The organism is Massilia sp. GER05, from assembly GCF_052056005.1.
Taxonomy (GTDB): domain Bacteria; phylum Pseudomonadota; class Gammaproteobacteria; order Burkholderiales; family Burkholderiaceae_D; genus Telluria; species Telluria orientalis.
This window is the reverse complement of the sequence record NZ_CP178858.1, coordinates 1,102,538-1,125,084: the sequence shown is the minus strand read 5'-3', so window position 1 is coordinate 1,125,084 and position 22,547 is coordinate 1,102,538. Positions and strand designations below refer to the sequence as shown.

Annotated in this window: 25 protein-coding genes and 1 tRNA gene; 15 read left to right on the top strand and 11 right to left on the bottom strand. The window is 66.7% G+C overall.

Annotation, left to right across the window (positions count from 1 at the left end; genetic code table 11):
* Positions 1-3 precede the first annotated feature (3 nt).
* Positions 4-918: a hydroxymethylglutaryl-CoA lyase gene (locus ACL58G_RS05020; protein ID WP_440965518.1), complete on the top strand. Its 915-nt coding sequence runs from the start codon at positions 4-6 to the stop codon at positions 916-918.
* Positions 919-962: 44 nt separating this feature from the next.
* Here the strand turns inward: ACL58G_RS05020 and ACL58G_RS05015 are convergent.
* Positions 963-1,039: transfer RNA gene (locus ACL58G_RS05015), tRNA-Pro, on the bottom strand.
* Positions 1,040-1,119: 80 nt separating this feature from the next.
* On the opposite strand from ACL58G_RS05015, the gene ACL58G_RS05010 reads away from it, so the two are divergent.
* Positions 1,120-1,752, top strand: a complete 633-nt coding sequence (locus ACL58G_RS05010) for a hypothetical protein (RefSeq protein WP_440965517.1) — start codon at positions 1,120-1,122, stop codon at positions 1,750-1,752.
* A gap of 166 nt (positions 1,753-1,918) precedes the next feature.
* Here the strand turns inward: ACL58G_RS05010 and rsmI are convergent, their stop codons facing one another.
* Positions 1,919-2,821: a 16S rRNA (cytidine(1402)-2'-O)-methyltransferase gene (gene rsmI / locus ACL58G_RS05005; protein WP_440965515.1), complete on the bottom strand. Its 903-nt coding sequence runs from the start codon at positions 2,819-2,821 to the stop codon at positions 1,919-1,921.
* 13 nt (positions 2,822-2,834) lie between these two features.
* On the opposite strand from rsmI, the gene ACL58G_RS05000 reads away from it, so the two are divergent.
* The 10 genes from ACL58G_RS05000 (at position 2,835) to ACL58G_RS04955 (ending at position 9,690) form a co-directional block, all read left to right on the top strand.
* Complete coding sequence (locus ACL58G_RS05000; RefSeq protein ID WP_440965514.1) at positions 2,835-4,058, top strand: penicillin-binding protein activator; 1,224 nt, start codon at positions 2,835-2,837, stop codon at positions 4,056-4,058.
* A 1-nt stretch (position 4,059) separates the two neighbouring features.
* Complete coding sequence (locus tag ACL58G_RS04995) at positions 4,060-4,425, top strand: YraN family protein (protein ID WP_413380970.1); 366 nt, start codon at positions 4,060-4,062, stop codon at positions 4,423-4,425.
* Between the two features lie 102 nt (positions 4,426-4,527).
* Positions 4,528-5,124, top strand: a complete 597-nt coding sequence (locus ACL58G_RS04990; protein WP_056125992.1) for a phosphoheptose isomerase — start codon at positions 4,528-4,530, stop codon at positions 5,122-5,124.
* A complete protein-coding gene (locus ACL58G_RS04985) occupies positions 5,114-5,770 on the top strand; it encodes a BON domain-containing protein (RefSeq protein ID WP_413341362.1) in 657 nt (218 codons plus the stop codon). The genes ACL58G_RS04990 and ACL58G_RS04985 overlap by 11 nt, the downstream gene beginning before the upstream one ends.
* 25 nt (positions 5,771-5,795) lie before the next feature.
* Entirely contained in the window at positions 5,796-6,308 is a 513-nt protein-coding gene (locus ACL58G_RS04980) for a peroxiredoxin family protein (protein WP_413341360.1), read from the top strand.
* Between the two features lie 138 nt (positions 6,309-6,446).
* Positions 6,447-7,079, top strand: a complete 633-nt coding sequence (locus tag ACL58G_RS04975) for a hypothetical protein (protein ID WP_440965511.1) — start codon at positions 6,447-6,449, stop codon at positions 7,077-7,079.
* Positions 7,080-7,145: 66 nt separating this feature from the next.
* Entirely contained in the window at positions 7,146-7,847 is a 702-nt protein-coding gene (locus tag ACL58G_RS04970; RefSeq protein WP_413385937.1) for an MgtC/SapB family protein, read from the top strand.
* Positions 7,848-7,910: 63 nt separating this feature from the next.
* Positions 7,911-8,150: a hypothetical protein gene (locus ACL58G_RS04965; RefSeq protein WP_440965509.1), complete on the top strand. Its 240-nt coding sequence runs from the start codon at positions 7,911-7,913 to the stop codon at positions 8,148-8,150.
* On the top strand, positions 8,122-9,474 hold the full coding sequence (locus ACL58G_RS04960; protein WP_413380964.1) for an RNA-guided endonuclease InsQ/TnpB family protein: 1,353 nt from the start codon (positions 8,122-8,124) through the stop codon (positions 9,472-9,474). Before ACL58G_RS04965 ends, ACL58G_RS04960 begins: the two co-directional genes overlap by 29 nt.
* Positions 9,475-9,483: 9 nt before the next feature.
* On the top strand, positions 9,484-9,690 hold the full coding sequence (locus ACL58G_RS04955) for a hypothetical protein (protein ID WP_413341355.1): 207 nt from the start codon (positions 9,484-9,486) through the stop codon (positions 9,688-9,690).
* A 9-nt stretch (positions 9,691-9,699) separates the two neighbouring features.
* Here the strand turns inward: ACL58G_RS04955 and ACL58G_RS04950 are convergent, their stop codons facing one another.
* The 8 genes from ACL58G_RS04950 to ACL58G_RS04915 form a co-directional block, all read right to left on the bottom strand.
* Positions 9,700-11,688 (bottom strand): helicase-related protein, encoded by a 1,989-nt coding sequence (locus ACL58G_RS04950; protein WP_440965507.1) that lies wholly within the window; start codon positions 11,686-11,688, stop codon positions 9,700-9,702.
* A 164-nt stretch (positions 11,689-11,852) separates the two neighbouring features.
* Positions 11,853-12,857, bottom strand: a complete 1,005-nt coding sequence (gene lipA, locus ACL58G_RS04945) for a lipoyl synthase (protein ID WP_036239623.1) — start codon at positions 12,855-12,857, stop codon at positions 11,853-11,855.
* 8 nt (positions 12,858-12,865) lie between these two features.
* Positions 12,866-13,561 carry a lipoyl(octanoyl) transferase LipB gene (lipB, locus tag ACL58G_RS04940; RefSeq protein WP_413341350.1) on the bottom strand — a complete coding sequence of 232 codons (696 nt, stop codon included), beginning with the start codon at positions 13,559-13,561 and terminating at the stop codon, positions 12,866-12,868.
* 100 nt (positions 13,562-13,661) lie between these two features.
* Positions 13,662-13,928, bottom strand: coding sequence for a DUF493 family protein (locus ACL58G_RS04935; protein ID WP_056125976.1), 267 nt, complete (start codon positions 13,926-13,928; stop codon positions 13,662-13,664).
* A gap of 55 nt (positions 13,929-13,983) precedes the next feature.
* A complete protein-coding gene (locus tag ACL58G_RS04930; RefSeq protein WP_440965505.1) occupies positions 13,984-16,011 on the bottom strand; it encodes a DUF6600 domain-containing protein in 2,028 nt (675 codons plus the stop codon).
* A 130-nt stretch (positions 16,012-16,141) separates the two neighbouring features.
* A complete protein-coding gene (locus tag ACL58G_RS04925; RefSeq protein ID WP_440965504.1) occupies positions 16,142-16,777 on the bottom strand; it encodes a LysE family transporter in 636 nt (211 codons plus the stop codon).
* 93 nt (positions 16,778-16,870) lie between these two features.
* Entirely contained in the window at positions 16,871-17,155 is a 285-nt protein-coding gene (locus tag ACL58G_RS04920) for an HU family DNA-binding protein (RefSeq protein ID WP_036239618.1), read from the bottom strand.
* A gap of 107 nt (positions 17,156-17,262) precedes the next feature.
* Positions 17,263-17,472, bottom strand: a complete 210-nt coding sequence (locus ACL58G_RS04915) for a BrnA antitoxin family protein (RefSeq protein WP_036239616.1) — start codon at positions 17,470-17,472, stop codon at positions 17,263-17,265.
* A gap of 200 nt (positions 17,473-17,672) precedes the next feature.
* On the opposite strand from ACL58G_RS04915, the gene ACL58G_RS04910 reads away from it, so the two are divergent.
* The 3 genes from ACL58G_RS04910 to ACL58G_RS04900 all read left to right on the top strand — a co-directional run bounded on the left by ACL58G_RS04910 (position 17,673) and on the right by ACL58G_RS04900 (position 22,032).
* A complete protein-coding gene (locus ACL58G_RS04910; protein ID WP_440965502.1) occupies positions 17,673-18,602 on the top strand; it encodes a DUF808 domain-containing protein in 930 nt (309 codons plus the stop codon).
* A gap of 214 nt (positions 18,603-18,816) precedes the next feature.
* Positions 18,817-21,297 (top strand): TonB-dependent receptor plug domain-containing protein, encoded by a 2,481-nt coding sequence (locus ACL58G_RS04905; protein ID WP_440965500.1) that lies wholly within the window; start codon positions 18,817-18,819, stop codon positions 21,295-21,297.
* Between the two features lie 96 nt (positions 21,298-21,393).
* The gene (locus tag ACL58G_RS04900; protein ID WP_413673183.1) at positions 21,394-22,032 is read left to right on the top strand and encodes a glutathione S-transferase family protein; all 639 of its coding nucleotides are present in this window, start codon (positions 21,394-21,396) and stop codon (positions 22,030-22,032) included.
* Between the two features lie 38 nt (positions 22,033-22,070).
* On the opposite strand, the gene ACL58G_RS04895 is transcribed toward ACL58G_RS04900, so the two are convergent.
* A complete protein-coding gene (locus tag ACL58G_RS04895; RefSeq protein ID WP_440965498.1) occupies positions 22,071-22,538 on the bottom strand; it encodes a hypothetical protein in 468 nt (155 codons plus the stop codon).
* Positions 22,539-22,547: the final 9 nt, after the last annotated feature.

The window sequence follows — 22,547 nt, the reverse complement described above, 5'->3', positions numbered from 1 at the left end:
ACCATGCACAACCAACTGCCGAAGCACGTCAAGATCGTCGAAGTCGGCCCGCGCGACGGGCTGCAGAACGAAAAGGAAGCGGTGTCCGCCGCGGTCAAGATCGAACTGGTCGACCGCCTGTCGCGCGCCGGTTTCGCCAATATCGAGGCGGCGTCGTTCGTCTCGCCCAAGTGGGTGCCGCAGATGGCGACGAGTGGCGAGGTCATGGCCGGCATCGCGCGCCGTCCCGGCACGCTGTATTCCGCGCTGACGCCGAACATGCAGGGCTTCGAGGCCGCGCTGGCGGCGCAGGCCGACGAAGTCGTGATCTTCGGTTCCGCGTCGGAAGCGTTCTCGCAGCGGAACATCAACTGCTCGATCGCGGAATCCATCGCGCGCTTCGAGCCTGTCGCCAAGGCGGCGAAGGACAACGGCCTGCGCCTGCGCGGGAGCATCAGCTGCGCGTTCGGCTGCCCGTACCAGGGAGAAGTGCCGCTGGATGCGGTCGCGGACGTCGTGGGCCGCATGCGCGACCTGGGCTGCGACGAGATCGACATCGCCGACACGATCGGCGTCTCGACCCCGCGCAAGACGCAGGCCGTGATGGAGACGGCGGCGCGCGCCTTCGCGCTCGACCGCATCTCCGGCCACTTCCACGACACCTACGGCCAGGCGCTCGCCAACATCTACGCCAGCCTGGAACTGGGCGTCACGATCTTCCACTCGTCCGTGTCGGGCCTGGGCGGCTGCCCGTATGCGAAGGGCGCGACGGGCAACGTGGCGACCGAGGACGTGGTCTACATGCTGAACGGGCTGGGGATCGAGACGGGCATAGCCCTCGATGTCGTCGTGGAGGCGGGCGCGTTCATTTCGCAGCATCTCGGCCGCAAGGGCGCGAGCCGGGCCGGCAATGCATTGTTGGCTAAGAGAACCTTGTAACAAATGAAAAAGGCCGACGATCTCTCGTCGGCCTCTTGCTATACTGGTCGGAGTACAAGGATTCGAACCTTGGACCCTCTGGTCCCAAACCAGATGCGCTACCGGGCTGCGCTACACTCCGAAGACAGCCATCATACCGTCCGGGTACTGTCCAGGTCAAGGAAAGCCCGTGAATCCGTGGTTTTCCGTACAGGTGAAGACGTGACGTTTGCAATCGACAACATCGACGGCGCCCTCCCCGACCGCAAACAGGTCAACCGCGTCGCGGCCGGCATTGCGCTGTCGGTACTCGCGCACGCGCTGCTGCTCGCGTTCTATCGCCAGCCTGCCACGACCTTGCCCGCCGCGCCGCCGGAACGGCTCACGATCCGCCTGCAAGCCGCGCCACCGCCACCGCCGCCCGTGCAAGTGAAACCGGCCGAGGAGCCGCCGAAACCGATCCCGCGCGCGCAGCCGCCCGCAAGGAAAACCCGCCCTGTGATCGCCGTGCCGGTGGAAAAACGCCAGTCCACCGAGGAAACCTATGCCGTGAAACCGGCACCGGACACGCCCGCGCCGCCACCGGAACCCGCGACGACGACGCGGCATTTCGACATCGACGCGGCGCGCAGCCTGGCGCGCGGCATGGCCACGAAGCTGGCCAACGAACCCGATCCGGACAAGGTGGGCACGGCGCTCGAACGCCTGCCGAAACCGGCGCTGCAAACGGAAAGCAAGTTCGAGCGGGCGATCAAGCAGGCCAAGCGGCCGGATTGCAAGGATGGCGTGCCCGGGGGCCTGCTGGCGCCGATCTTCCTCGCGATGGACAAGAAGGATAGTGGGTGTAAATGGTAGGCGAACCGCACAAGTGACAGCATCGCTAAACCAGGCACGTCATTCCCGCGCAGGCGGGAATCCATACTGAACCACCAAAGCCGTGACGTTGAAATTACTGCGGCATCTTTGAAGTCTGACTTCGGATAGTCCGCATGGGTTCCCGCTTTCTCGGGAACGACGTTTGTTAGCCCTTGATCTGCAACGCCCGCTCGTACAACGCGTTCTTCTTCTTCCCGGTAATCTGCGCCGCCAGCGCGGCAGCCTGTTTCACGGAACACTCTTCCAGCAGGATGCGCAGCACGCGCTCCGCTTCGACGTCGCCTTCATCGTCCTCCGTCCGCGCGCCTTCGACCAGCACGACGAATTCGCCGCGCTCGCGGTTGGCGTCGGCCTTCACCCACGCGAGTGCCGCGCTCAGCGGGCAGCGGTGGATTTCCTCGAACAGCTTGGTGAGCTCGCGCGCAAAGACCACCTGGCGCGTCGGCTCGAATGCGGCGACGAGAGATTCCACACAGTCCGTGATGCGATGCGGTGCCTCATAGAACACGAGCGTCGCCGGCACGGCCTTGAGCGTGGCCAGTTCCGCTTCGCGCTGCTTCGTCTTCGCGGGCAGGAAGCCGACAAAATAGAAGCGGTCGTTCACGAGGCCACTCGCCGACAGCGCCGCGATGGCCGCCGACGAGCCGGGCACGGGCACGACGTGCAGGCCGGCGTCGCGCACCGCGTCGACGATGCGCGCGCCCGGGTCGGACACGGCCGGCGTGCCCGCATCCGACACGAGCGCCACGCGCTCGCCCGCGCGCAGGCGCGTGGCGATCTTCTCGGCGACCTCGCGTTCGTTGTGCTGGTGCGCGGCGATCATCGGCTTGTTCAGGCCGAAGCGCATGAGCAATGCGCCGGTCTTGCGCGTGTCCTCGCAGGCGACGACGTCGGCCAGCAGCAGCACGTGCAGCGCGCGCAGCGTGATATCGGTGACGTTGCCGATGGGTGTGGCCACCACGTAAAGCGTTGCGGTAGGATAGGACTGCTGGGCGGCCTCGCCCATGACGGGCAGTTGGGCGATCTGGCTGGACTGGGTTTCTGTCATGTTGGGGATACGGATGAAGATTCTCGAGGCACTGTGCGCCCGGCTGGCCTGGCTGCTCATCATGATGAGTGTCGGTGGCCACGCCCTTGCCGGCACGCCATGTGCCGGGCCGCAGCGATTGTGCGCGTCCGTGGACACTAACACAAGTGCGCACGCGCCCCTTCTCGCGATGCTGGATCCCGCCATCCAGCCGCGTCCTGCCCGGCCGCCACCGAACGAACCGGCGCCGCCGCCGCCGGCATCAAGCCCGCCCATCCGCATCGCCCTGCTGCTGCCGATGCGATCCAGCACGCTGGCAACGGCCGCCGAGGCGGTTCGCGCCGGCTTCATGGCGAGCATGGAACGGGACGGCACCGGCTTCAAGGCCGAGGTCGTCTCGACGGGCGACGCGCCGCGCGACGTGCTCGACGCGTACGCGCGCGCGGCGGTGGCCAGCGACATCATCGTCGGTCCGCTCGCGCGTTCCGCCGTGGCGGCACTGGCCGACAGCGATGCCGTCACGCGGCCGACCGTCGTACTGAGCGTGCCGGAAGGCCGGGCGAGTGTGCCGCGCGGGATGCTCGTGGCGGGGCTGTCGATCGAGGACGAGGCGCGCCAGGTGGCGGAATGGGCCGCGCGCGAGCATCCGCACGGCCGCGCGCTGATCCTCACGGGCGGCGCGGCCTGGGCGCAGCGGGCGGCCGGCGCGTTCGAGGCGCGCTGGATCCAGCTGGGCCACACGAACCAGCGCTTCGCGGTGCCGTCCGGCGAAGGAGGCAAGGCGGCCATCGGGGAACTGAAGCAGAAACTGGAGATCGACCCGCCCGACCTGCTGTTCGCCGCACTCGACAGCGCGGCGCTGCGCCCCGTGCGCGCGCTGGCCGCCGCGATCCCCTGCTATGGCGGCGGCCCGGCGAATCCGGGGCGGTCGACGGTGCCGGATGCGCCGGGCCTCGACGGCGTACGCCTCCTCGACCTGCCGTGGATCGTGCTGCCCGACCACCCGGCCGTGATGGTCTACCCGCGCCCGCTGGATACGGAACAGCCGCTCGACATGGACCGTTTATATGCCCTCGGCATCGACGCCTTCCGCGTCGCGCGCGAACTGGCACTGCGGGACGGCGCGCCGTTCAACATCGATGGCGTCACGGGTCGGCTCGACGTGGTCGCCGGCCCCGGCGGGCAATTGCAGCTGCAGCGGGTCGAGGCGGCCGTCGTCGTCCGCGGCGGCGCATTCGACCCCGTCAAGGGCCGCTGACATGTGGCCGACCCGGCTGTCGCGCAAGCAGGAGCAGGGACGCGCGTGGGAAAACGTGGCCCTGGCCCATCTCGAACGCCACGGCCTCGTGCTGGTGGAAGCGAATTTCCAGTGCAAGCTGGGAGAAATCGACCTGATCCTGCGCGACGGTGCCACGCTCGTGTTCGTCGAAGTGCGCCAGCGCGCGGCCGGGGCCCCGGTCAGCGCGGCGGAAAGCATCAGTCCGGCGAAAATCCGCCGCATCATCCGCGCTGCCCAGTTTTATCTACAACGCTTCAATCGCCTGCCGCCCTGCCGCATCGACGTCGTCGCCATCGATGGCAACCATGTCGAATGGATAAGGAACGCCGTTGAGACAAGCGTTTAAAAACCTGCTGCCGCTCGCGACGGTTTTGAAAGGCCTGGAAGTGTAAGCATTTTTTGCTGGCCTTGATCGCCGGGCATTGCCACTGCACTATAATCTTTGACCATGAATACTCAACGCATCCTCGCCCACTTCCAGGAAAGCGCCGAACTCAAGATGAAGTCGGCGAATCTCCTTGCACAACCGATTTCTCAAGCGATTGAGCTGATGTTCAATGCGCTTTCCAACGGCAACAAAATCCTCTCTTGCGGCAACGGCGGCTCGGCCGGCGACTCGCAGCACTTCGCCGCCGAACTGGTCGGCCGCTTCGAGCGCGAGCGCTTCCCGCTGCCGGCGATCGCGCTCACCACCGATACGTCGATCATCACGGCCGTCGGCAACGACTACAGTTTCAACGAAATCTTCAGCAAGCAGGTACAGGCGTTCGGCCAGGCCGGCGACATCCTGCTGGCGATTTCCACGTCGGGCAATTCGGGCAACGTGCTGGCCGCCGTCGAGGCCGCGCTGGAACGCGAGATGCGCGTCGTCGCCCTGACCGGCAAGGACGGCGGCAAGATCGCGCAAATGCTGACCGACGCCGACGTCCACATCAACGTGCCGCATTCCCGCACCGCCCGCATCCAGGAAGTGCACCTGGTCGCGATCCACAGTATCTGCGACGGTCTCGACGTCGCCCTGTTCGGAGAAGAAGATGCAAATTAACGCCGACGCCGTGCTGCGTCCCCTGTCGAAGGCCGTGCTGTGCGTGGCCCTGCTGTCGTCCCTGCAAGGCTGCGTCGCCGTCGTGGCTGCCGGCGCCGTCGGCGGTGCCGTCGCGACGGCCGACCGCCGCACGCTGGGCGCGCAGACCGAGGACAAGGGCATCGAACTGAAAGCCGCTGCCCGGATGGGCAACATCGTCGGCGATGCCGGCCACGTCAACATCAACAGCTACAACCGCAAGGTGCTGCTGACCGGCGAGGTGAAGGACGAGGCGATGAAGCGTGCGGTCGAGAACGAAGTGCGCGGCATCACCAATGTCGATAACGTCATCAACGAACTGCAGATCGCCGGCCCGTCCAGCTACACGTCGCGCGCCAGCGATGCCCTCATCACCAGCAAGGTCAAGCTCAGCCTCGCGGACAAGAAGACCGTGTCGGCCACCTCGTTCCAGGTCGTGACGGAAGGCGGCACCGTGTACCTGATGGGTCTCGTGACCCAGCGCGAAGGCAATATCGCCGCCGATGTTGCCCAGGGCGTGTCGGGCGTCATGCGCGTGGTTAAAATGTTCGAGTACATCAGCGAAGAAGACCTGCGCTCGATGTCGCCACCGCAACAGCAGCAACCCGAGCCGCGGGGCACGTCGTAACACATCGGATGATGGGGATGAGACCATGACCACCTCACAACGCACCTGGATCAAGCCGGCCGCCATCGGCGCGGCCGTGCTGGCGATCGCCGGGATCGGTTACGCCACGTTCAGCCAGCAGCAGCAGGCGCCCGACGTCACGTTCATCACCATCGCCGGCCAGAAGATCAGCTCGCAGGACTTGCGCGGCAAGGTCGTCATGGTCAATTTCTGGGCAACGTCGTGCGCCACCTGCGTGAAAGAAATGCCGCAGATGGTCGAGACGTACAACAAGTTCAAGCAGGACGGCCTGGAATTCGTCGCCGTGGCGATGAGCTACGATCCGCCGAACTATGTCTTGAACTACGCCGAGACGCGCAAGCTGCCGTTCAAGGTGGCCCTCGATTCCGGCGGCGACCTGGCCAAGCAGTTTGGTGACGTCAACATGACGCCGACCACCTTCGTCATCGGCAAGGATGGCAAGATCCTCAAGCGCTACCTGGGCGAGCCGGATTTTGCATCCTTACATGCGCTGCTACAAAAATCGTTGAAATCGTAGGGTGGGCGGCCCCCGCCCACGCGTAACGCCAACAAACTGCATACGTCGCTACGCCTGACGTTCCCCGCGCACCGCTGACTTCCCGCAAACGCCGAGGTCCTGTTCGGCCCAAGCTTGATGCCGGCAAAGGAGAAGGCGATGCGCAAGCTGATCAAGTACGTGCTCGTTGCGGGCCTGCTGACGGCAGCAGGCTGCAGCAGCGTGGACACCGGCCTGCGCAACACCGTCGTGTTGCATTACCAGCACGTCGCCAACGTCCACCGGATCGATTTCTCCAATCCCGTCGCGCTGCCGAACCGCGCGCCCGTCCAGTTCGTGCTGCCGCTGGATTCGCACGGATTCTGGGCCGTGTTCCTGCTGTGCGCCCTGGACGTCACGGGTGCCAACATTCCGAGTTTTTATTTCGACGCCGACCGCCTGCGCGTGCAATACGGCGACCAGCGCTACGGGCCACTGCGGCCCTACACGCTGCGGCTGGAAGACACGGCCGACATCAACAGCCGCTTCGACACCGGCGTCCTCGCGGATGCGATCGCGGCCGAACTCCAGCGCGGGCCTTCGAGCCAGGTCTTCCGGCACGGCTATTACGCCCAGCTGCATTACCGCTTCGCCGTCTACGTGCCGCGCGCGCTGCCCGACTATTCCGGCGACCAGTTACGCCTGCGCTACGAAGGCGGACAGACACTGGCACTGGGCAATGGCTATCCGCCCGCCGACATCGCAAACGCCGGTCCCGGCGGTCCGGGCATTGCCGCGCACTGCCTGCCGTGACAGTGTGCGCCGGCCAGCCGGGCCCGGTGCTAAGATGGCTTTTTGGAGCTCATCAACACATCCATCATGCTGCCGGAAGCCGAACTCGTTGCGCGCCTGTGCCTTGCGGCCCTGCTGGGCGGGGCCATCGGGTTCGAGCGCGAGCGCCTGTCTTGGGCGGCGGGGTTGCGGACCCACATGCTGGTCTGCGTCAGTTCCTGCCTGATCATGATCGTTTCGGCCTATGGCTTCAACGACGTATTGAACCACGAGCATATTTCACTCGACCCGTCGCGCGTGGCGGCCCAGGTGGTGTCCGGCATCGGCTTCCTGGGCGCGGGATCGATCCTGCTGCGCGGCGACGTCGTGCGCGGCCTGACGACGGCGGCCAGCCTGTGGTCGGTGGCGGCCGTCGGCCTGGCGGTGGGCGGTGGCCTGTACGTGGCGGCGGTGGCGGGCACGGCCATCATCCTGTTCATCCTGGCCGCGATGAAACCGCTGGAACAACGCTATTTCTCGTCCAGGCAAAAACGCGAACTGGTGCTGTCGGCCGAGCGGGGCCGGCTCACGCTGCCCGTGCTGGAGAAGGAACTCGGTCCGGTGACGAACCGCATCGGCACGTTCATCGTCCAGCAGAGCGAGGAAACGGGAAACCTCGATGACGTCCTCATCGCGTTCTCGCGCCTGTCCGAGTCGGAATTCAACGCATTGCTCGACCGCCTGCGCGCCATCCCGGGCGTGCACCGGGTCGAAGTGAAGAGTCGCCCCGACCGGCGCACATCGGCGTAAGCTGGCGTCATCGACACCGAATACGACTCAAGTCGAACTAAACATGAGTGAGCGTGTCCAATCGTGATCATGGAAAACACAATGGGCACAGGCGGGGCTGCCAAGCTGCTGGGAATCACGGTCAATTCGCTGCAGCGGTGCGAGCGCCACGACCGGTTTGTCCCGGCCGTCCGCACCACCAACGCCCGGCGCCGCGACGTGCATTGCTTTTCAAGCAGGCCGTGCGGCCTGCACAACTACCGCCGCCAGCTGCGCGCGCCCCCGGAGAGCAGCCATGCTGCTGGCACACCGGATCAGGATTGACGCGACAGCGCCCCAGCGCGACTATTTTGCGCGCGCGGCCGGCACCGCCCGCCGGGTCTGGAACTGGGCCCTCGCCGAGTGGAACCGTCAGGCGGCCCGCGGCCTGCGGCCAAACGCGATGGAGCTCAAGAAGGTGTTCAATCGCATCAAATATTCGGATCCCGACTGGCTCGACGCCGACGGCAAGCCGTGGCTGCGCACGATCCACCGCGACGCGCACGCCCAGCCGTTCGCCAACCTCGCAAAGGCGTGGAGCCGTTACGTCGAGCAGCGCCGCGCCGGCCAGCCGGCGCACGCGCCGCGCTTCAAGAAAAAGGGTCGCTCGGCCGAGAGTTTTTACATCGCAAATGACAAGTTCCGCCTCGAGGGACGCAGCGCCGTGCTGCCGAAGGTGGGCCGCGTCGCGCTGTGCGAAGCGCTGCGCTGGGCCGGCAAGATCATGGGCGCGAGTGTCTCGCGCGAAGCCGGTCACTGGTACCTGGCGGTTCAGGTCGACGTGCCGGACCACCTGGCCCGGCGGCCTCGCACAGGTGACGCCGTCACCGGCGTCGACCTGGGCGTGACCAGCGCGGCCACGCTGTCCAGTGGCGAGAAGATCGCGGCGCCACGGCCATTGAAGGCGGCGCTGCGGCGCCTGCGCATCCGCTCACGCCGGCAGTCGCGCAAGCTCGAGGCGGCCAAGGCCGCGGCCGGGATCGTCGGCCGTATCGGCATGGACACGCGCCTGTCGGCGTCGAAGAACCGGACCAAGGGCGCGCTGGCGCTGGCGCGGCTGCAGGCGCGCATCGCGCGCGTGCGCAGGGATTTCACCCATAAGCTCACGACCCGGCTGTGCCGCGAGAACCAGGCGCTGGCGATCGAAGACCTGAACGTGCGCGGCATGCTGGCCAACGCGCGACTGGCACGCGCGATCGCCGATGTCGGCTTTTACGAATTCCGACGCCAGCTGACGTACAAGTCTGAGCGATACGGTACGCAAATCGTGCTGGCCGACCGCTGGTACCCGTCCAGCAAACTGTGCTCGGAATGTGGTGCCCACAACGGGATGCTGGCGCTGGGCGACCGGGCGTGGACCTGCGCCGGTTGCGGCGCGCGGCACGACCGCGACGTGAACGCGGCCATCAACCTGCAACGGCTCGCCACCGGCGCCTTCGCGGCGCGCACGGCGCTACCCGAGGCGAGCCAGGCGGTAACGCGTGGCACTCCCGCCGGCCTGATGCCGGCGGGAGGCGGGGAAGTCACGCCTGTCAGGTACGAGCACGGTCAGCGAGATGGCTCGGGGCAGGAAGAGTATGCTGTGCACATTTGCACACGTAATCGATAGCAGGCGATCATGGATGCGAGCAATCAACCCTTGACGGTCGAGCAGGCCTACCGCGCCATGCTCGCCTTTCTCGAACGCGAAGTCGACCTGACGGAATCGAGCGACCTGGCCGACCTGCTGGCCGGCTACCGGCTGGATGAAGACGGCCGGACGAGCGATCCAGCCGTGTGGGAAGAGTGGCTGGAAGCCGTCGGGCGGGCCCGGCAGCTGCCGTGAAGCGGCTGCTTACCAGCGCCCCCGTTCCTTTTTGGCCTGCCGCTTGCGCGTCGCCGCATTCTGCTGCTGCAACAGCGCATCGACGCGCTCGGACGCTTCGCGCGCCAAGGTCTGCGCTTCCTCGATGCTGGGGAAGAATTCCGGCATGCGGTAGCCGAGCCAGGCATAGGCCGAGTACATGCGGCACGTGTCCTCGACTTCCTGCAGGTTTTGCCAAAACAATTCCTGCGGATGGGGCTGGAGCTTGCAGACTTTCCGTTTCGCGAGCGATTGCGCCCAGTGCGACCATGCGCTTTCCAGTGTCGGCACCCTGGTCGAAATGGGCACGAGCGACATCGTGAATTTCTCCGCCACGCTCAGGTCCAGCGTATCGAGCCATTCCGCGCGCTCGTTCTGTTCTTCCGTGATGCGCGGATAGAAAAAGCCGTCCGGCACGTCGATGTTGTGCACGAAGCGCTTCAGCAATTTCACCAGCGACGTCTCGCCCGTCACCGACGAGATGCGGTGCAATTGCTCCAGCGACGGGGCGACCGCGAAACCGCTGGCCGGCACGGGCGGGACCTTTTCCTTCATCAACGAGCGCATGACCTCGTGCGTGTCGTCGTCGTAGCCGGCCACGAATCCTTCCTCGTGCACGCCGTAGCGGCCCGCGCGGCCGGCGATCTGCTTGGCGAGCGCGGCCGAGATTTCTTCTTCCTCGACGCCGTTGTACTTGACGGCCGTCGTCATCACGATGCGCTGGATCGGCATGTTCAAGCCCATCGCGAGGGCGTCCGTGCCGACGACGATGTCGGCCTGCCCTTCGCGGAACCGCTCGGCCTGCGCGCGCCGGACTTCCGGAGATAAATTGCCGTAGACGGTCGCGACGGACAGGCCCATTTCCGTGATCATGTCGCGCCACATCAGGACCTCGCGCCGCGAGAACGCGATGACGGCGTCGCCCCGCTTCAGGTTCCTCAGCTTGCGCACGGCGCCGGGTTCCATCGACAGCGGTGCCTTGCGTTTCAGCACGTGGACTTCGAGCGGACACTCCAGGCGCTCGGCCAGCGCCTCGATCGCGCGCCGCGCTTCCGGCGCGCCGACGAGGTACACAGTCGACGCCGGCGCACCGCATACGGCGGCCGTCCACGCGGCGCCGCGGTCGCGGTCGGCCAGCATCTGGATCTCGTCGATGACGGCGACCTGCACAGGCGTCTTCGTGTCGAGCATCTCGACGGTGCTGGCGACGTGCGTCGCGCCTTCGGCCAGGCGGCGTTCCTCGCCCGTGATCAGGCTGACCTTGATGGGTTCGCCATCGGGACCGACGGCGTTCTGCAGGCGCTCGTAGTTTTCCAGCGCCAGCAGACGCAGCGGCGCGAGGTAGACACCGCTGTCGGCTTGCGCCAGGTGCTCCATCGCGCGGTGCGTCTTGCCGGAGTTGGTCGGGCCCAGCAGCGCGATGAAGCGGCGCGCCATCTTGCTCGCGACCTCGAACGACGCCGGATACTCGGCGAGGTTGATGCTTTCCTTGGTGCGCGCGGCGTGGCGCTCTTCCTGCTCGCGTTCGCCGGCGTGCAGCAGGCGCTGGCGGATGCGGTCGAACACGAACTCGGCCGGCTCGGACGTCTCCAGCTCTTCCAGCACGTGCAGGAACAGCATCGGGTCGAAGCCGAACTCGTCGGCCTGGTCGGCAATTTCGCGCACGAATTCTTCGACCTCCTGGTTCAGGTCGTCGACTGCGTCGCGCGTGGCCCGCTCCTCGACGAGCTCGCGCCGCGCGAGCAGATCCATCTTGCGCCATTTGCTGGGCTTGGCCAGCACGCCGCGCGACGGCACGAGGCGGTACTCGACGTGCAGGCCGTCCACGCGCACGGCGCCGGCGAAGCGCAGGAAGACACGGCCTTCCATGCGGACCAGTTCGACGCCGCGAGCGTGCAGCCCGAGCTCGCGTTCGAGGAACGCGTCGTCGTCCTGGGTGTTGTCGTCGGAAGGGGTGAAACGGGAGTGGTGTTCGCTCATGTGTCCAATATAACGCGAGCGGTGCGGGCGCACCGTTCGGGAAGCCACTAAAACGACGTCGTCCCCGCGCAGGCGGGGACCCAATATTGCTAGCGCTGACGAAACGCTAAAAACTTGGATCCCCGCCTTCGCGGGGACGACGGGTTACTGCTGCGGACTTCGGCTTACGCTGCGACGCCCGCTTCGTGCGCCTGCTGGTCCGCGTGATACGACGAGCGCACCATCGCGCCGACGGCCGCGTGCACGAAGCCCATCTCGTACGCCTTCTCTTCGAACATTTTAAAAGTGTCGGGGTGCACGTAGCGGCGCACCGGCAGGTGCGAGTTCGACGGGGCCAGGTACTGGCCGATGGTCAGCATGTCGATGTCGTGCGCGCGCATGTCGCGCATGACTTCCAGGATTTCCTCGTCGGTCTCGCCCAGGCCGACCATCAGGCCGGATTTCGTGACGGCGTTCGGGTACATTTTCTTGAAGTCGCGCAGCAGCACCAGCGAATGCTGGTAGTCGGCGCCCGGACGCGCTTCCTTGTACAGGCGCGGCACGGTTTCCAGGTTGTGGTTCATCACGTCCGGCAGGCCGTCGGCGAAGATGTTCAGCGCTTTTTCCAGGCGGCCGCGGAAGTCCGGCACGAGCACTTCGATCTTCGTGTTCGGCGACAGCGCGCGCGTCTTCTGGATGCACTCGACGAAGTGGCCGGCGCCACCGTCACGCAGGTCGTCGCGGTCGACCGACGTGATCACGACGTACGACAGGCGCAGGTCGGCGATCGTCTTGGCGAGATTCCCCGGCTCGTTGACGTCGAGCGGGTCCGGACGGCCGTGGCCGACGTCGCAGAACGGGCAGCGGCGCGTGCACTTGTCGCCCATGATCATGAAGGTCGCGGTGCCCTTGCCGAAGCATTCGCCGATGTTCGGGCAGCTGGCTTCCTCGCACACGGTGACGAGGTTGTTGGCGCGCAGGATGTCCTTGATCTCGTAGAAGCGCGACGACGGGCTCGCGGCTTTTACGCGGATCCAGTCCGGCTTCTTGAGGCGCTCGTGTTGTTCGAGCGGCACGATCTTGATCGGGATGCGCGACGTCTTGCTCGCGCCTTTCTGCTTTTCGCTCGCGTTATACGCATTTGCTGCGGATTCTGCTGCTGCGGTGCCGGTGTCGATTGGAGAAGTCATGTGCGTAGTCAGTTGGTTGCGGCCTGCGCGACCGCTGCGGTTGAAGAGGGTGCCGTGGACAGATGGTCGATCAGCGCGGCGGCGAGGGCTTGCTGTACGTCGGCCAGCGGCGCGTCGACGCCCATCGTTTTCATGTCCACCGTGGCCAGGCCGGAATAGCCGCACGGGTTGATCCAGGTGAACGGCGCCAGGTCCATCGCCACGTTCAGCGAGACGCCGTGGTAGGTGCAGCCGTTGCCGCGCACCTTCAGGCCCAGCGCGGCGATCTTGGCGCCCTTGCGCGGACCGTCGGCGATATAGATGCCGGGGGCGCCTTCGACGCGTTCACCGGCAAGATTATACGCCGCCAGCACATCGATCACGGCCTGCTCGATCTTGTGGACAAATTGGCGCGCATACAATTTGCCGCCGGGCTTGTTGCGGCGCAGGTCCATCAGCAGGTAGATCACGACCTGGCCGGGGCCGTGGTACGTGACTTCGCCGCCGCGGTCGGTCTGCACGACGGGGACGTCGTGGGCCGTGACGCTCAGCAGGTGGCCGCGGTCGGCGCCCAGCCCGAGCGTGAACACGGGCGGATGCTCGACGATCCACAACTCGTCGGGCGTGTCGGGCGTGCGCGCATCCGTGAAGGCGCGCATCGCGGCAAAAACGGGTTCGTAGTCGGCGCGGCCAAGCTCACGGATAGCCGGCTGGTTCGCTTGCATGGATAGGGTCTGTGAAGAGAGAGTACCCGTCATTATAAGCCAGCCTGATGGCTGTCGTTATAAACCCCTTCCGGCCGACGGGCCGGAAGCAACACCAGGTTTATAGAACGATCTTGACCATCGGGTGCGACGACAGTTCGCGGTACAGGTTGTCGAGCATTTCGCGGCTGGTGGCGCGCACGATCACGGTCAGGCCCGTGTAGGCGCCCTTGGCCGACGGCCGCACTTCCATCTTGCCGGCATGAAAAGTCGGATCGTGGATGGTGACCACTTCGACGATCGTGTTGGCGAACTCGTCGTGCGTCGGGCCCATGACCTTGATCGGGAAATCGCTCGGGTATTCGATGAGGGAATCTTTCGGGTCCATGGCCACTCCTTTTGTAAAACAGCATTGTAGCCAAACCGCCCCATTTCCGCCCGGATCAACGCTCTTTCTGGTCCCGGCCGCGCTGGTCGACGTGGCGCCGTTCCTCGGACCTGGCCGGCGCGGGCGCCGGGGCCGGTGCCGCGACGGGTGCCGGACGTGGGGCCATCTGCACGGGCGGTGGGGCCGGACGTGGGGCCATCTGCACGGGCGGCGGGGCCGGCGCAGGGGTGGGCGCGGCGGCGGGTGCCGGACGCGGCGCCATCTGCACAGGCGGCGGGGCCGGACGCTCGATGCGTGGCTGCGGCTGCGGCTGCGGCTGGGCCTGCTGCACCGGCTGGCGGCTGCGGCGCCATTCTTCCAGTTGTTCGCGGCGTTCGTCACGGCGCGCGTCGCGCTCCATCCGGTCGCGCTCGCGGTCGATGCGGTCGCGCTGCCAGGCGAGGGGGACGCCCGCCGGCGGCATCGCCTGCGGCTGCTGGATCGTCGGGCTGGACGTCGACAGCGGTTGCGGCGGCAAGTGCGGCGTCGGGCTCGTCACGGTGCTCAGCGGTTGCGGCGGCAGGTGTGGCGTCGGACTCGTGACGGGCAAACCCTGTGCTGGTGCCGAATTGACCGGCGGCGCCGTGATGACCTGGCCTTGCGGGCGCTGGGCGATAAAACCGTCGCGCCCGGCGCGTGCCGTCTCGATGCGGCGCTCGCGGCCCGGGTCCGCGTGGCGGCCCTCCATGCGGCCGATGGCGACCGGGCCGCGGATGCCGTCCCCGTCGCGATCCGGACGATCCGGACGATCGGGACGATCGGGACGATCCGGACGGTCCGGGCGGTTCGGCCGGTTCGGCATCACCGGGGCGGCCGGCGGCGCGCCGGTCGGGACGTTATGTACCAGCACGGGCGGCACGGTCGTGATGGGCGTGCGCGGGACGTTGACCCGGCCCGGCCGGCCGAAGCGGTCCTGCGGGAGGACCGTGAGGCCTTGCGGGCGGTAGTCGCGCGGGCGGCGCGGGTTGTCGCGCACGTGTTCGTTCAGCCAGCGCAGGTGGTGGTCCGGCGCGCGCCACGTGGGCACGTAGCGGTCGTGCGGCGTCAGCGGATACCAGCCGGCAGCCGGCAGCGGCCGGTTGCGGTCACGGAACGTGAGGTTCCAGCCGGCGCCGCCGACCCAGCCGACGAGCGCCGGTGCCCAGACCAGGTGCTCGTGACGGCGGCCCGGCGCCCAGGCCCAGCGGTTGTGCACGTGCACCCAGCGGCCGTAATGGAACGGCGCATAGCCCCACGGCGCGTTGTCGACCCAGGTCCAGCCCCATGGATCGAGCCAGGTCCAGCTGCCGTCGCGGTACGGCACCCAGGTGGAGGCCACGGTCGGGGTCCACAGCGGGCCGTATTCGGGATCCTCGCGCCAGCTGCCGTAGCGGTCGAGGTCTTCGTAGCCCGTCATCTCGGTCGTCACGTAGCGGGACGACGCAGCATTGTCCTCGTAGCGGTCGCGCACGAGGGCCCATTCGTCGAAATCGTCGCGCACGGCGGCCATGGTGCGGACGTCGGCATCGCCCACCTCGGCGCGGCGGCCGGCGCGCAGGGTCAGCTGCGAATCGCCGTCCTCGACGAGCGCCGTGCCGTCGAACACGGTGACGAAGCTGGTGTCGCGCACGCGCTCAGCGTCCACGCGCATGCGGCCGGGCTGCTGCAGGCGCACGCGCGCCTGCGGGGTCTCGAGTTCGAAGCCGGCCAGCACGTCCGCATTCAGCACCCGCACGCTGGCGCTGCCGTAGTGCAGGCGCAGGCGCAGGCCGTTGTCGTCCATCTGCAGCACTTCCAGCGACGAATCGCCGTCCAGGCGGATCGACGTCGAACCGACGCGCAGCTCCGTGCGGCTGCCGGCCGCCGTGCTGATCGTGTTGCCCGACGTGACGGGCCAGTTGACCTGCGCGGCCATCATTTCCGCGCCGACGTCGCTGCCGATGGTGACCTGGCCCTGGGCCAGCGCGACGCGGCCCACGCGCGCGGGCGGATCGGCCGCCACGGCGAGCGCCGCCAGGGTGGAGAAAGCAAGGAGGACGGCGGTTTGCGCGACGCGGTTCGGCATGATGTCTCCAGGGCGGGAATAAACTCGTATTCTTGTTGGTAGACGCGACGGATTGCGTCTCCTGCATTACAACGCACGAGCGTACGAAACGACGACACGAATTACAAATGGTTGCGAAATGTTTCCGCGTTCAGGCGTGGGCAGGCTTGACGAAGAACATCAACGCACCGACCGCCATCAGCACGGCGCCGAAGAAGCGGTTCTGGACCTTGACGGCGCGCGGGTCGCGGAACCAGCGCTGCATCGTCGATGCCAGCAGGGCGTAGCCGTGCATCACCGTGGTATCGATGGTGACCATCGTGACGCCCAGGATCGCCAGTTGCGGCAGCACGGGCGCCGCGTTCGAGATGAATTGCGGCAGCACGGCGACCATGAAGATGATGCCCTTCGGATTCGTCGCGTTGGTGAGGAAGCCGGTCAATACGCGGCGGCCGAACGACGGGTGCGCCGCGAGGCCGGCCGTCGAGACGTTCGACGCTTCCGCCTTCGCGCGCCACTGGGCGATGCCGAGCCAGATCAGGTACAGGGCGCCGACAATCTTCACGATGGTGAACGCTGTCTCCGACGCGACCAGCAGCGAGCCGACGCCGGCGCCGGCGATCACCAGCACGAGCACGAGGCCCAGTTGCAGGCCCAGCACGGTGGCGCTGGCCTTTTTCACGCCGTAGGCGAGGCCGTGCGACATCGACAGGATGGCGCCGGAGCCGGGCGAAATGGCGATCAGCGAACCTGCGATGACGAAGGTGATCCAGGTGGCGAAGCTCATGGGAGGGAAGCGGAAGGGGAAAGAAAGGATACGCGGGCATGGCGCACGGCGCCGGCGATTGCCGGACGGCCGCGGCCAGCCGCGGGGTACTGCTTACTTCTTCTTCGGGTTGACGGCGGCCTTCAGGGTCGCGCCGGCAGCGAAGCGCGGCGTCTTCGACGCAGCGATCTTGATCACTTCGCCGGTTGCCGGGTTGCGGCCCTTGCGGGCAGCGCGCTTGGTGACCGAGAACGTGCCGAAGCCGGTGATACCCACCGTGTCGCCTTTTTTCAGACGCTCGGTGATGATGTCGATGATGGTGTTCACTGCGTCGTTCGCAGCGGCGCCCGACATCTCGGTACGCTTCGCAAATTCAGCGATCAGTTCGCCTTTTTTCATAAATCCTCCGGGTTGAAAGAGCCGGAAGATTAGCATAATTAATTGCTACGCGTAATCTTCTTACACGTCATACACCCTGTATTGGCGGGGTTTCTGCGATTTTTTGCTCAGGCCGCGGCCGGATTCGCGTCGCCGCTGGCCAGGCGCAGGCGCAGCGCCGCGTTGATCAGCGTCTGGTAACCGGTGCCGGTGCGCTCGGCGCGCGAGCGGAATTCGTCCAGGACCTCGTCGTCGAGGTAGATGGTGATACGGGTCTTGCGCTTCGGAGGACGGGCACGGCGGCGCGGAACGGACGGCAGGTCGAGGTTCTGGTTCATGGACATCTCCTTCAGGTCGGAAAGGCTGCTGCACCGCAGCCAATGTTGTCACTATACGTATCGCCCGCGATGAGCTGCACGGGAAAGCGACGAGATGCAGATTTTCGGGTTTGAAACGCAGAAAACGCGCCTGAACCGTGTACCGGACCGACTGGCTGCGTCGGTTAAGATGTGAGCATATTGATATTGGGGAGCGGTACATGGCTGCAGGAAGTTTATTGGCACTTATCGACGACATTGCCACCGTGCTCGACGACGTGGCCCTGATGAGCAAGGTCGCCGCCAAGAAGACGGCGGGCGTGCTGGGCGACGATCTCGCCCTCAACGCCCAGCAGGTGACGGGCGTGACCGCCGACCGCGAGCTGCCCGTCGTGTGGGCGGTGGCGATGGGCTCGCTGCGCAACAAGGCGATCCTCGTTCCGGCCGCGCTCGCCATCTCCGCCTTCCTGCCGCAGGCGATCACGCCGATGCTGATGGTGGGCGGCGCCTACCTGTGCTTCGAGGGCTTCGAAAAAGTCGCCCATAAACTGCTGCACAGCGCCGCCGAGGATGCGGCGCACGAAGAAGAACTGGCGACGGCGCTGGCGGCCAATGCCGACCTGCGCGCGGTCGAGAAGGACAAGATCAAGGGCGCGATCCGCACCGATTTTATTTTGTCGGCGGAAATCATCGTGATCTCGCTGGGCGTCGTCAACGAACAGGGCGCGTCGTTCGGCGCGCAGGTGGCGGCCCTCGTCGCGGTGGCGGTCGCGATGACGATCGGCGTCTACGGCATCGTCGCGGGCATCGTCAAGATCGACGACCTCGGGTTGTACCTGAGCCGGCGCGCCAGCAGCGCCGCGCGCGCCATCGGCAACCTGCTGCTGGCGGCCGCGCCGCGCCTGATGAAGTCGCTGTCCGTGATCGGCACGGTGGCCATGTTCATGGTCGGCGGCGGCATCATCGGCCACGCGTTCGAGCCGCTGCACCATCTGGCCGAGAGCGCCGCCGCGGCGGTGGCCGGCGTCCCGGCCGTGGGCAGGCTGCTGGCGGCCGTGGCACCGGCCGTCGTCGATGCCGCGGCGGGTGTCGTCGTCGGCGCGGTCGTGCTGGCGGTGGTGACGCTGGTGCAGAAGATCCGCGGGAAATAAATCTACCGTCGTCCCCGCCTCCACGGGGGCGACGAATCGCCCCTCCCCGAAGCAAACCCGGTCCAGCACGGTGCATCCATGCACCGTGCATGCACATCTGTTGCGTCCTTACATCTATTGCGGGTTAGCACAATTGACAACGATAACAATCAAGCTCCACTATCAAGTCGAGCTTGCCGTTGTATCCACGTAGATCAAGAATAAGGACAAGAGAATGCAACAACGATTTGTGCCGCAAAAATCCGTACTCGCCCTCTCCATCGCAACGCTGTTCGCCGGCACGCCGCTGCTGGCCCAGTCCCAGGACAGCACCGCCACCGTCGTCGTGACCGGTACCCGCGTCGCCAACCGCACGGCGCTCGACACGGCCTCTCCCGTCGACATCATCTCGGCCGACACCCTCAAGACGACGGGTTCGACCGAACTGAACCAGGCCCTGTCGGTGGCGCTGCCGTCGCTGAACTTCCCGCGTCCCACGCTGACGGACGGCACGGACACCGTCCGCCCCGCCACCCTGCGCGGCATGGCGCCGGACCAGAGCCTCGTGCTGGTGAACTCCAAGCGCCGCCACACGTCGTCGCTCGTGAACCTGAACGGTTCCATCGGCCGCGGCTCGGCCGCCGTCGACCTGAACACGGTGCCGTCCGCCATCGTGAAAAGCATCGAGGTGCTGCGCGACGGCGCGGCCGCGCAATACGGTTCCGACGCAATCTCGGGCGTCGTCAACGTCCGCCTGCGCACGGACCGCACGGGCGGCGAAGGCACGATCACGTACGGCGCGCACATCTCGGAATACGACCTGCTGAACGCCGCGGCGCCGGCCGGCGCCACGTGGACCGGACCCAATTCGCGCAAGCGCACGGACGGCCAGACCACGACCGTCAGCGCCTGGAAAGGCCTGCCGCTGGGCGAGACGGGCTACATCACCATCGCGGCCGAATACAAGGACCAGAACCACACGGAGCGCAGCGGCTACGACATGCGCCAGCTGTACGCGAAAGTGAACGGCGCCTACGATCCGCGCGAGCTGACCATCAACCGCTTCGACGCCTGGTACGGCGACCCGGAGATGCAGCAGAAGACCGTGTTCGTCAACGTGGGCAACAACCTGTCCCCGGACGTGAAGGTCTACGGCTGGAGCAGCTACCAGCTGCGCGACGCGCGCTCGGCCGGCTACTTCCGCATGCCGCAGGACAGCCGCAACGTGCAATCGATCTACCCGGACGGCTTCCTGCCGATCATCGCCCCGACCGTCGAAGACTTCAGCGCCGCCGCCGGCATGACCTGGGCCCTCGGTGACTGGGACCTGGACACGTCGCTCGTGTACGGCCAGAACGGCATGAACTACGACGTGCAGAACACGCTGAACGCGTCGATCGGCCCGACCAGCAAGACGAACTTCGATGCGGGCGGCTTCTCGTACAACCAGCTCGTGTACAACCTCACCGGCGTGCGCAAGTTCGACGTGGGCGGTCTCGCGTCGCCGCTGAACGTGGCGGTCGGCACCGAGGCGCGCCGCGAAGGCTACGAGCTGCACGCGGGCGAGCCGGATTCCTGGCGCAACGGCGGCGTGATCCTGCCGAGCGGCATCCCGGCCGCATCGGGCGCGCAGGTATTCCCGGGCTTCCGTCCGGCCAATGCGTCGCACAAGTCGCGCACCGCGATCGGCGTGTTCGTCGACGTCGAAGCGAACGTCACCGACAAGCTGCTCGCGTCCGCCGCCATCCGCGAAGAGCACTACAACGACTTCGGCAACAACCTGTCCGGCAAGCTGGCGGGCCGCTACGACTTCACGAAGAACTTCGCGCTGCGCGGCGCCGTGCAGAACGGCTTCCGCGCGCCGTCGCTGCAGCAGCAGAGCTTCACGTCGACGTCGACCAACTTCGTCAACGGCATCCCGTACGAGATCACGACGTTCACGCCGAACGATCCGGTCGCCGTCGCGCTGGGCGCCAAGCCGCTGAAGGCCGAGAAGTCGACCAACTTTTCGCTGGGCGCCGTCATGCGCTTCGCCCCCGTCAGCCTGACGGTGGACGCCTACCGCATCAACGTGCGCGACCGCATCGTGCTGTCGGAGAACCTGCTGTCCACGGCCGTGCGCAACTACATCGTGTCGCAAGGCTTCATCGGCGTCGGCGGCGGCCGCTTCTTCATCAACGGCGTCGACACGAAGACGGAAGGCGTCGACATCGTCGCGAGCATGCCGTGGAACGCGGGCGCCGCCGGCCACTTCGACTTCACGCTGGCCGGCAACTTCAACCACACGGACGTGACCAAGGTCCCGACCACCGCCCAGCTGGCCGCGCTGGATCCGGCGCCGGTGCTGTTCGACCGCGTGAACGTGCTGACGCTGGAAAAGGGCCAGCCGAAGAACAAGATCACGGCGAGCGCCAACTGGAAGCTGAACCAGTGGGGCATGACGGCCCGCGCCACGCGCTACGGCGAAGTGCTGTCGCCGGGCACGACGGAAGCGTTCGACTTCACGCTGAAGGCGAAGACGATCGTCGACCTGGAAGCCCGCTACGCCTTCACTCGCCAGTTCAGCCTGGCGGTCGGCGCGGACAACCTGTTCGACCAGTACTCGGAAACCCTGCCGCCGGCGCTCAACACGACCAGCAACACGCCGTTCTCGAACTACACGCCGTTCGGCAACAATGGCCGCTACGTGTATGCGCGCGCGAACTACAGCTTCTGATGCGTCGGGTGGGCACCCTGTGCCCACGCGTGACGTTCGTGGTATGTTGGCGTTACGCGTGGGCACGGGGGTGCCCACCCTGCCAGGAGCCGCGCCATGACGATCACGATCACCGCTTTCGAACGTTCGCCCGACGGCGGCAAGGGCCTCGCGCGCGACACGCGCGTGCGCTGGGCGCTGGAAGAAGCGGGCCTGCCGTACGACGTCCGCCTCGTGTCGTTCCGCGCCATGAAGGAACCGGCGCACCTGGCCCTGCACCCGTTCGGCCAGATCCCGACGTATGAAGAAGACGGCCTCGTGCTGTTCGAGACGGGCGCCATCGTCTTTCATATCGCCACGCACCACGGCGCCCTGCTGCCGGCCGGCGACCATGCGCGGGCCCGCGCCATCACGTGGCTGTTTGCCGCGCTCAACACCGTGGAACCGCCCATCCTGGAACTGGTCACGGCCCGCATCTTCGAAGGCGACAAGCCCTGGAGCAAGGAACGCATCCCGCTCGTCGAGGAGCGTGTGCGCGACCGCATGAAGCAGCTGTCGGCGCGCCTGGGCGATGCCGACTGGCTCGACGGCGACTTCAGCGCGGGCGACCTCATGATGGTGTCGGTGCTGCTCCGGCTGCGGCCGTCCGGCATCCTCGACGAATTCCCCGTGCTGGCCGCCTACGTCGCGCGCGGCGAAGCGCGGCCCGCGTACCAGCGTGCTTTCGCGGCGCAGCTGGCCGTCAATGCACCCTGACGCCACGATATCGCCGCCTCGCTTACACTCGAAGGAAATCAGGAACGGCGGCTGAGCATCGCACCGAGCGCCAGCCCGACGCCGAACACGCCGTAGACGACGGCCAGCGACGGCTTCGACAAATGGGCCTCGTAGCCCGGCTGGAAACGCCTGGGCGTCAGCTGGTAGTCGGCAAAGCAGGCCACGGCCGAGGCGGCGGCCGCCACGCCGAGCGTCAGGGCGGGCTTCTTGCGGTCGAACAGGCGGCCGCACACGCGCTCGAGCAGCACCGACCAGAACATCGCGCTGCCGTGGTGGATCAGGTAGCCGGGGACGGTGTGGCGCAGCGTGGGCGTGTGTTCATGCAATGCCTCGTCGCCATAAATCCAGTGGCTGACCGCATTGGTCGGTGCGTAGGCGCTGCCGGCTTCGCGCCGGCCGAGCAGGGCCAGCGCCGCGGTCGACAGCAGGCTGGACGTGGCGCCGCCGACGAGGCCGCGCCTGAATGCCGTGTTCCATGATTCCATGAAGTCCTC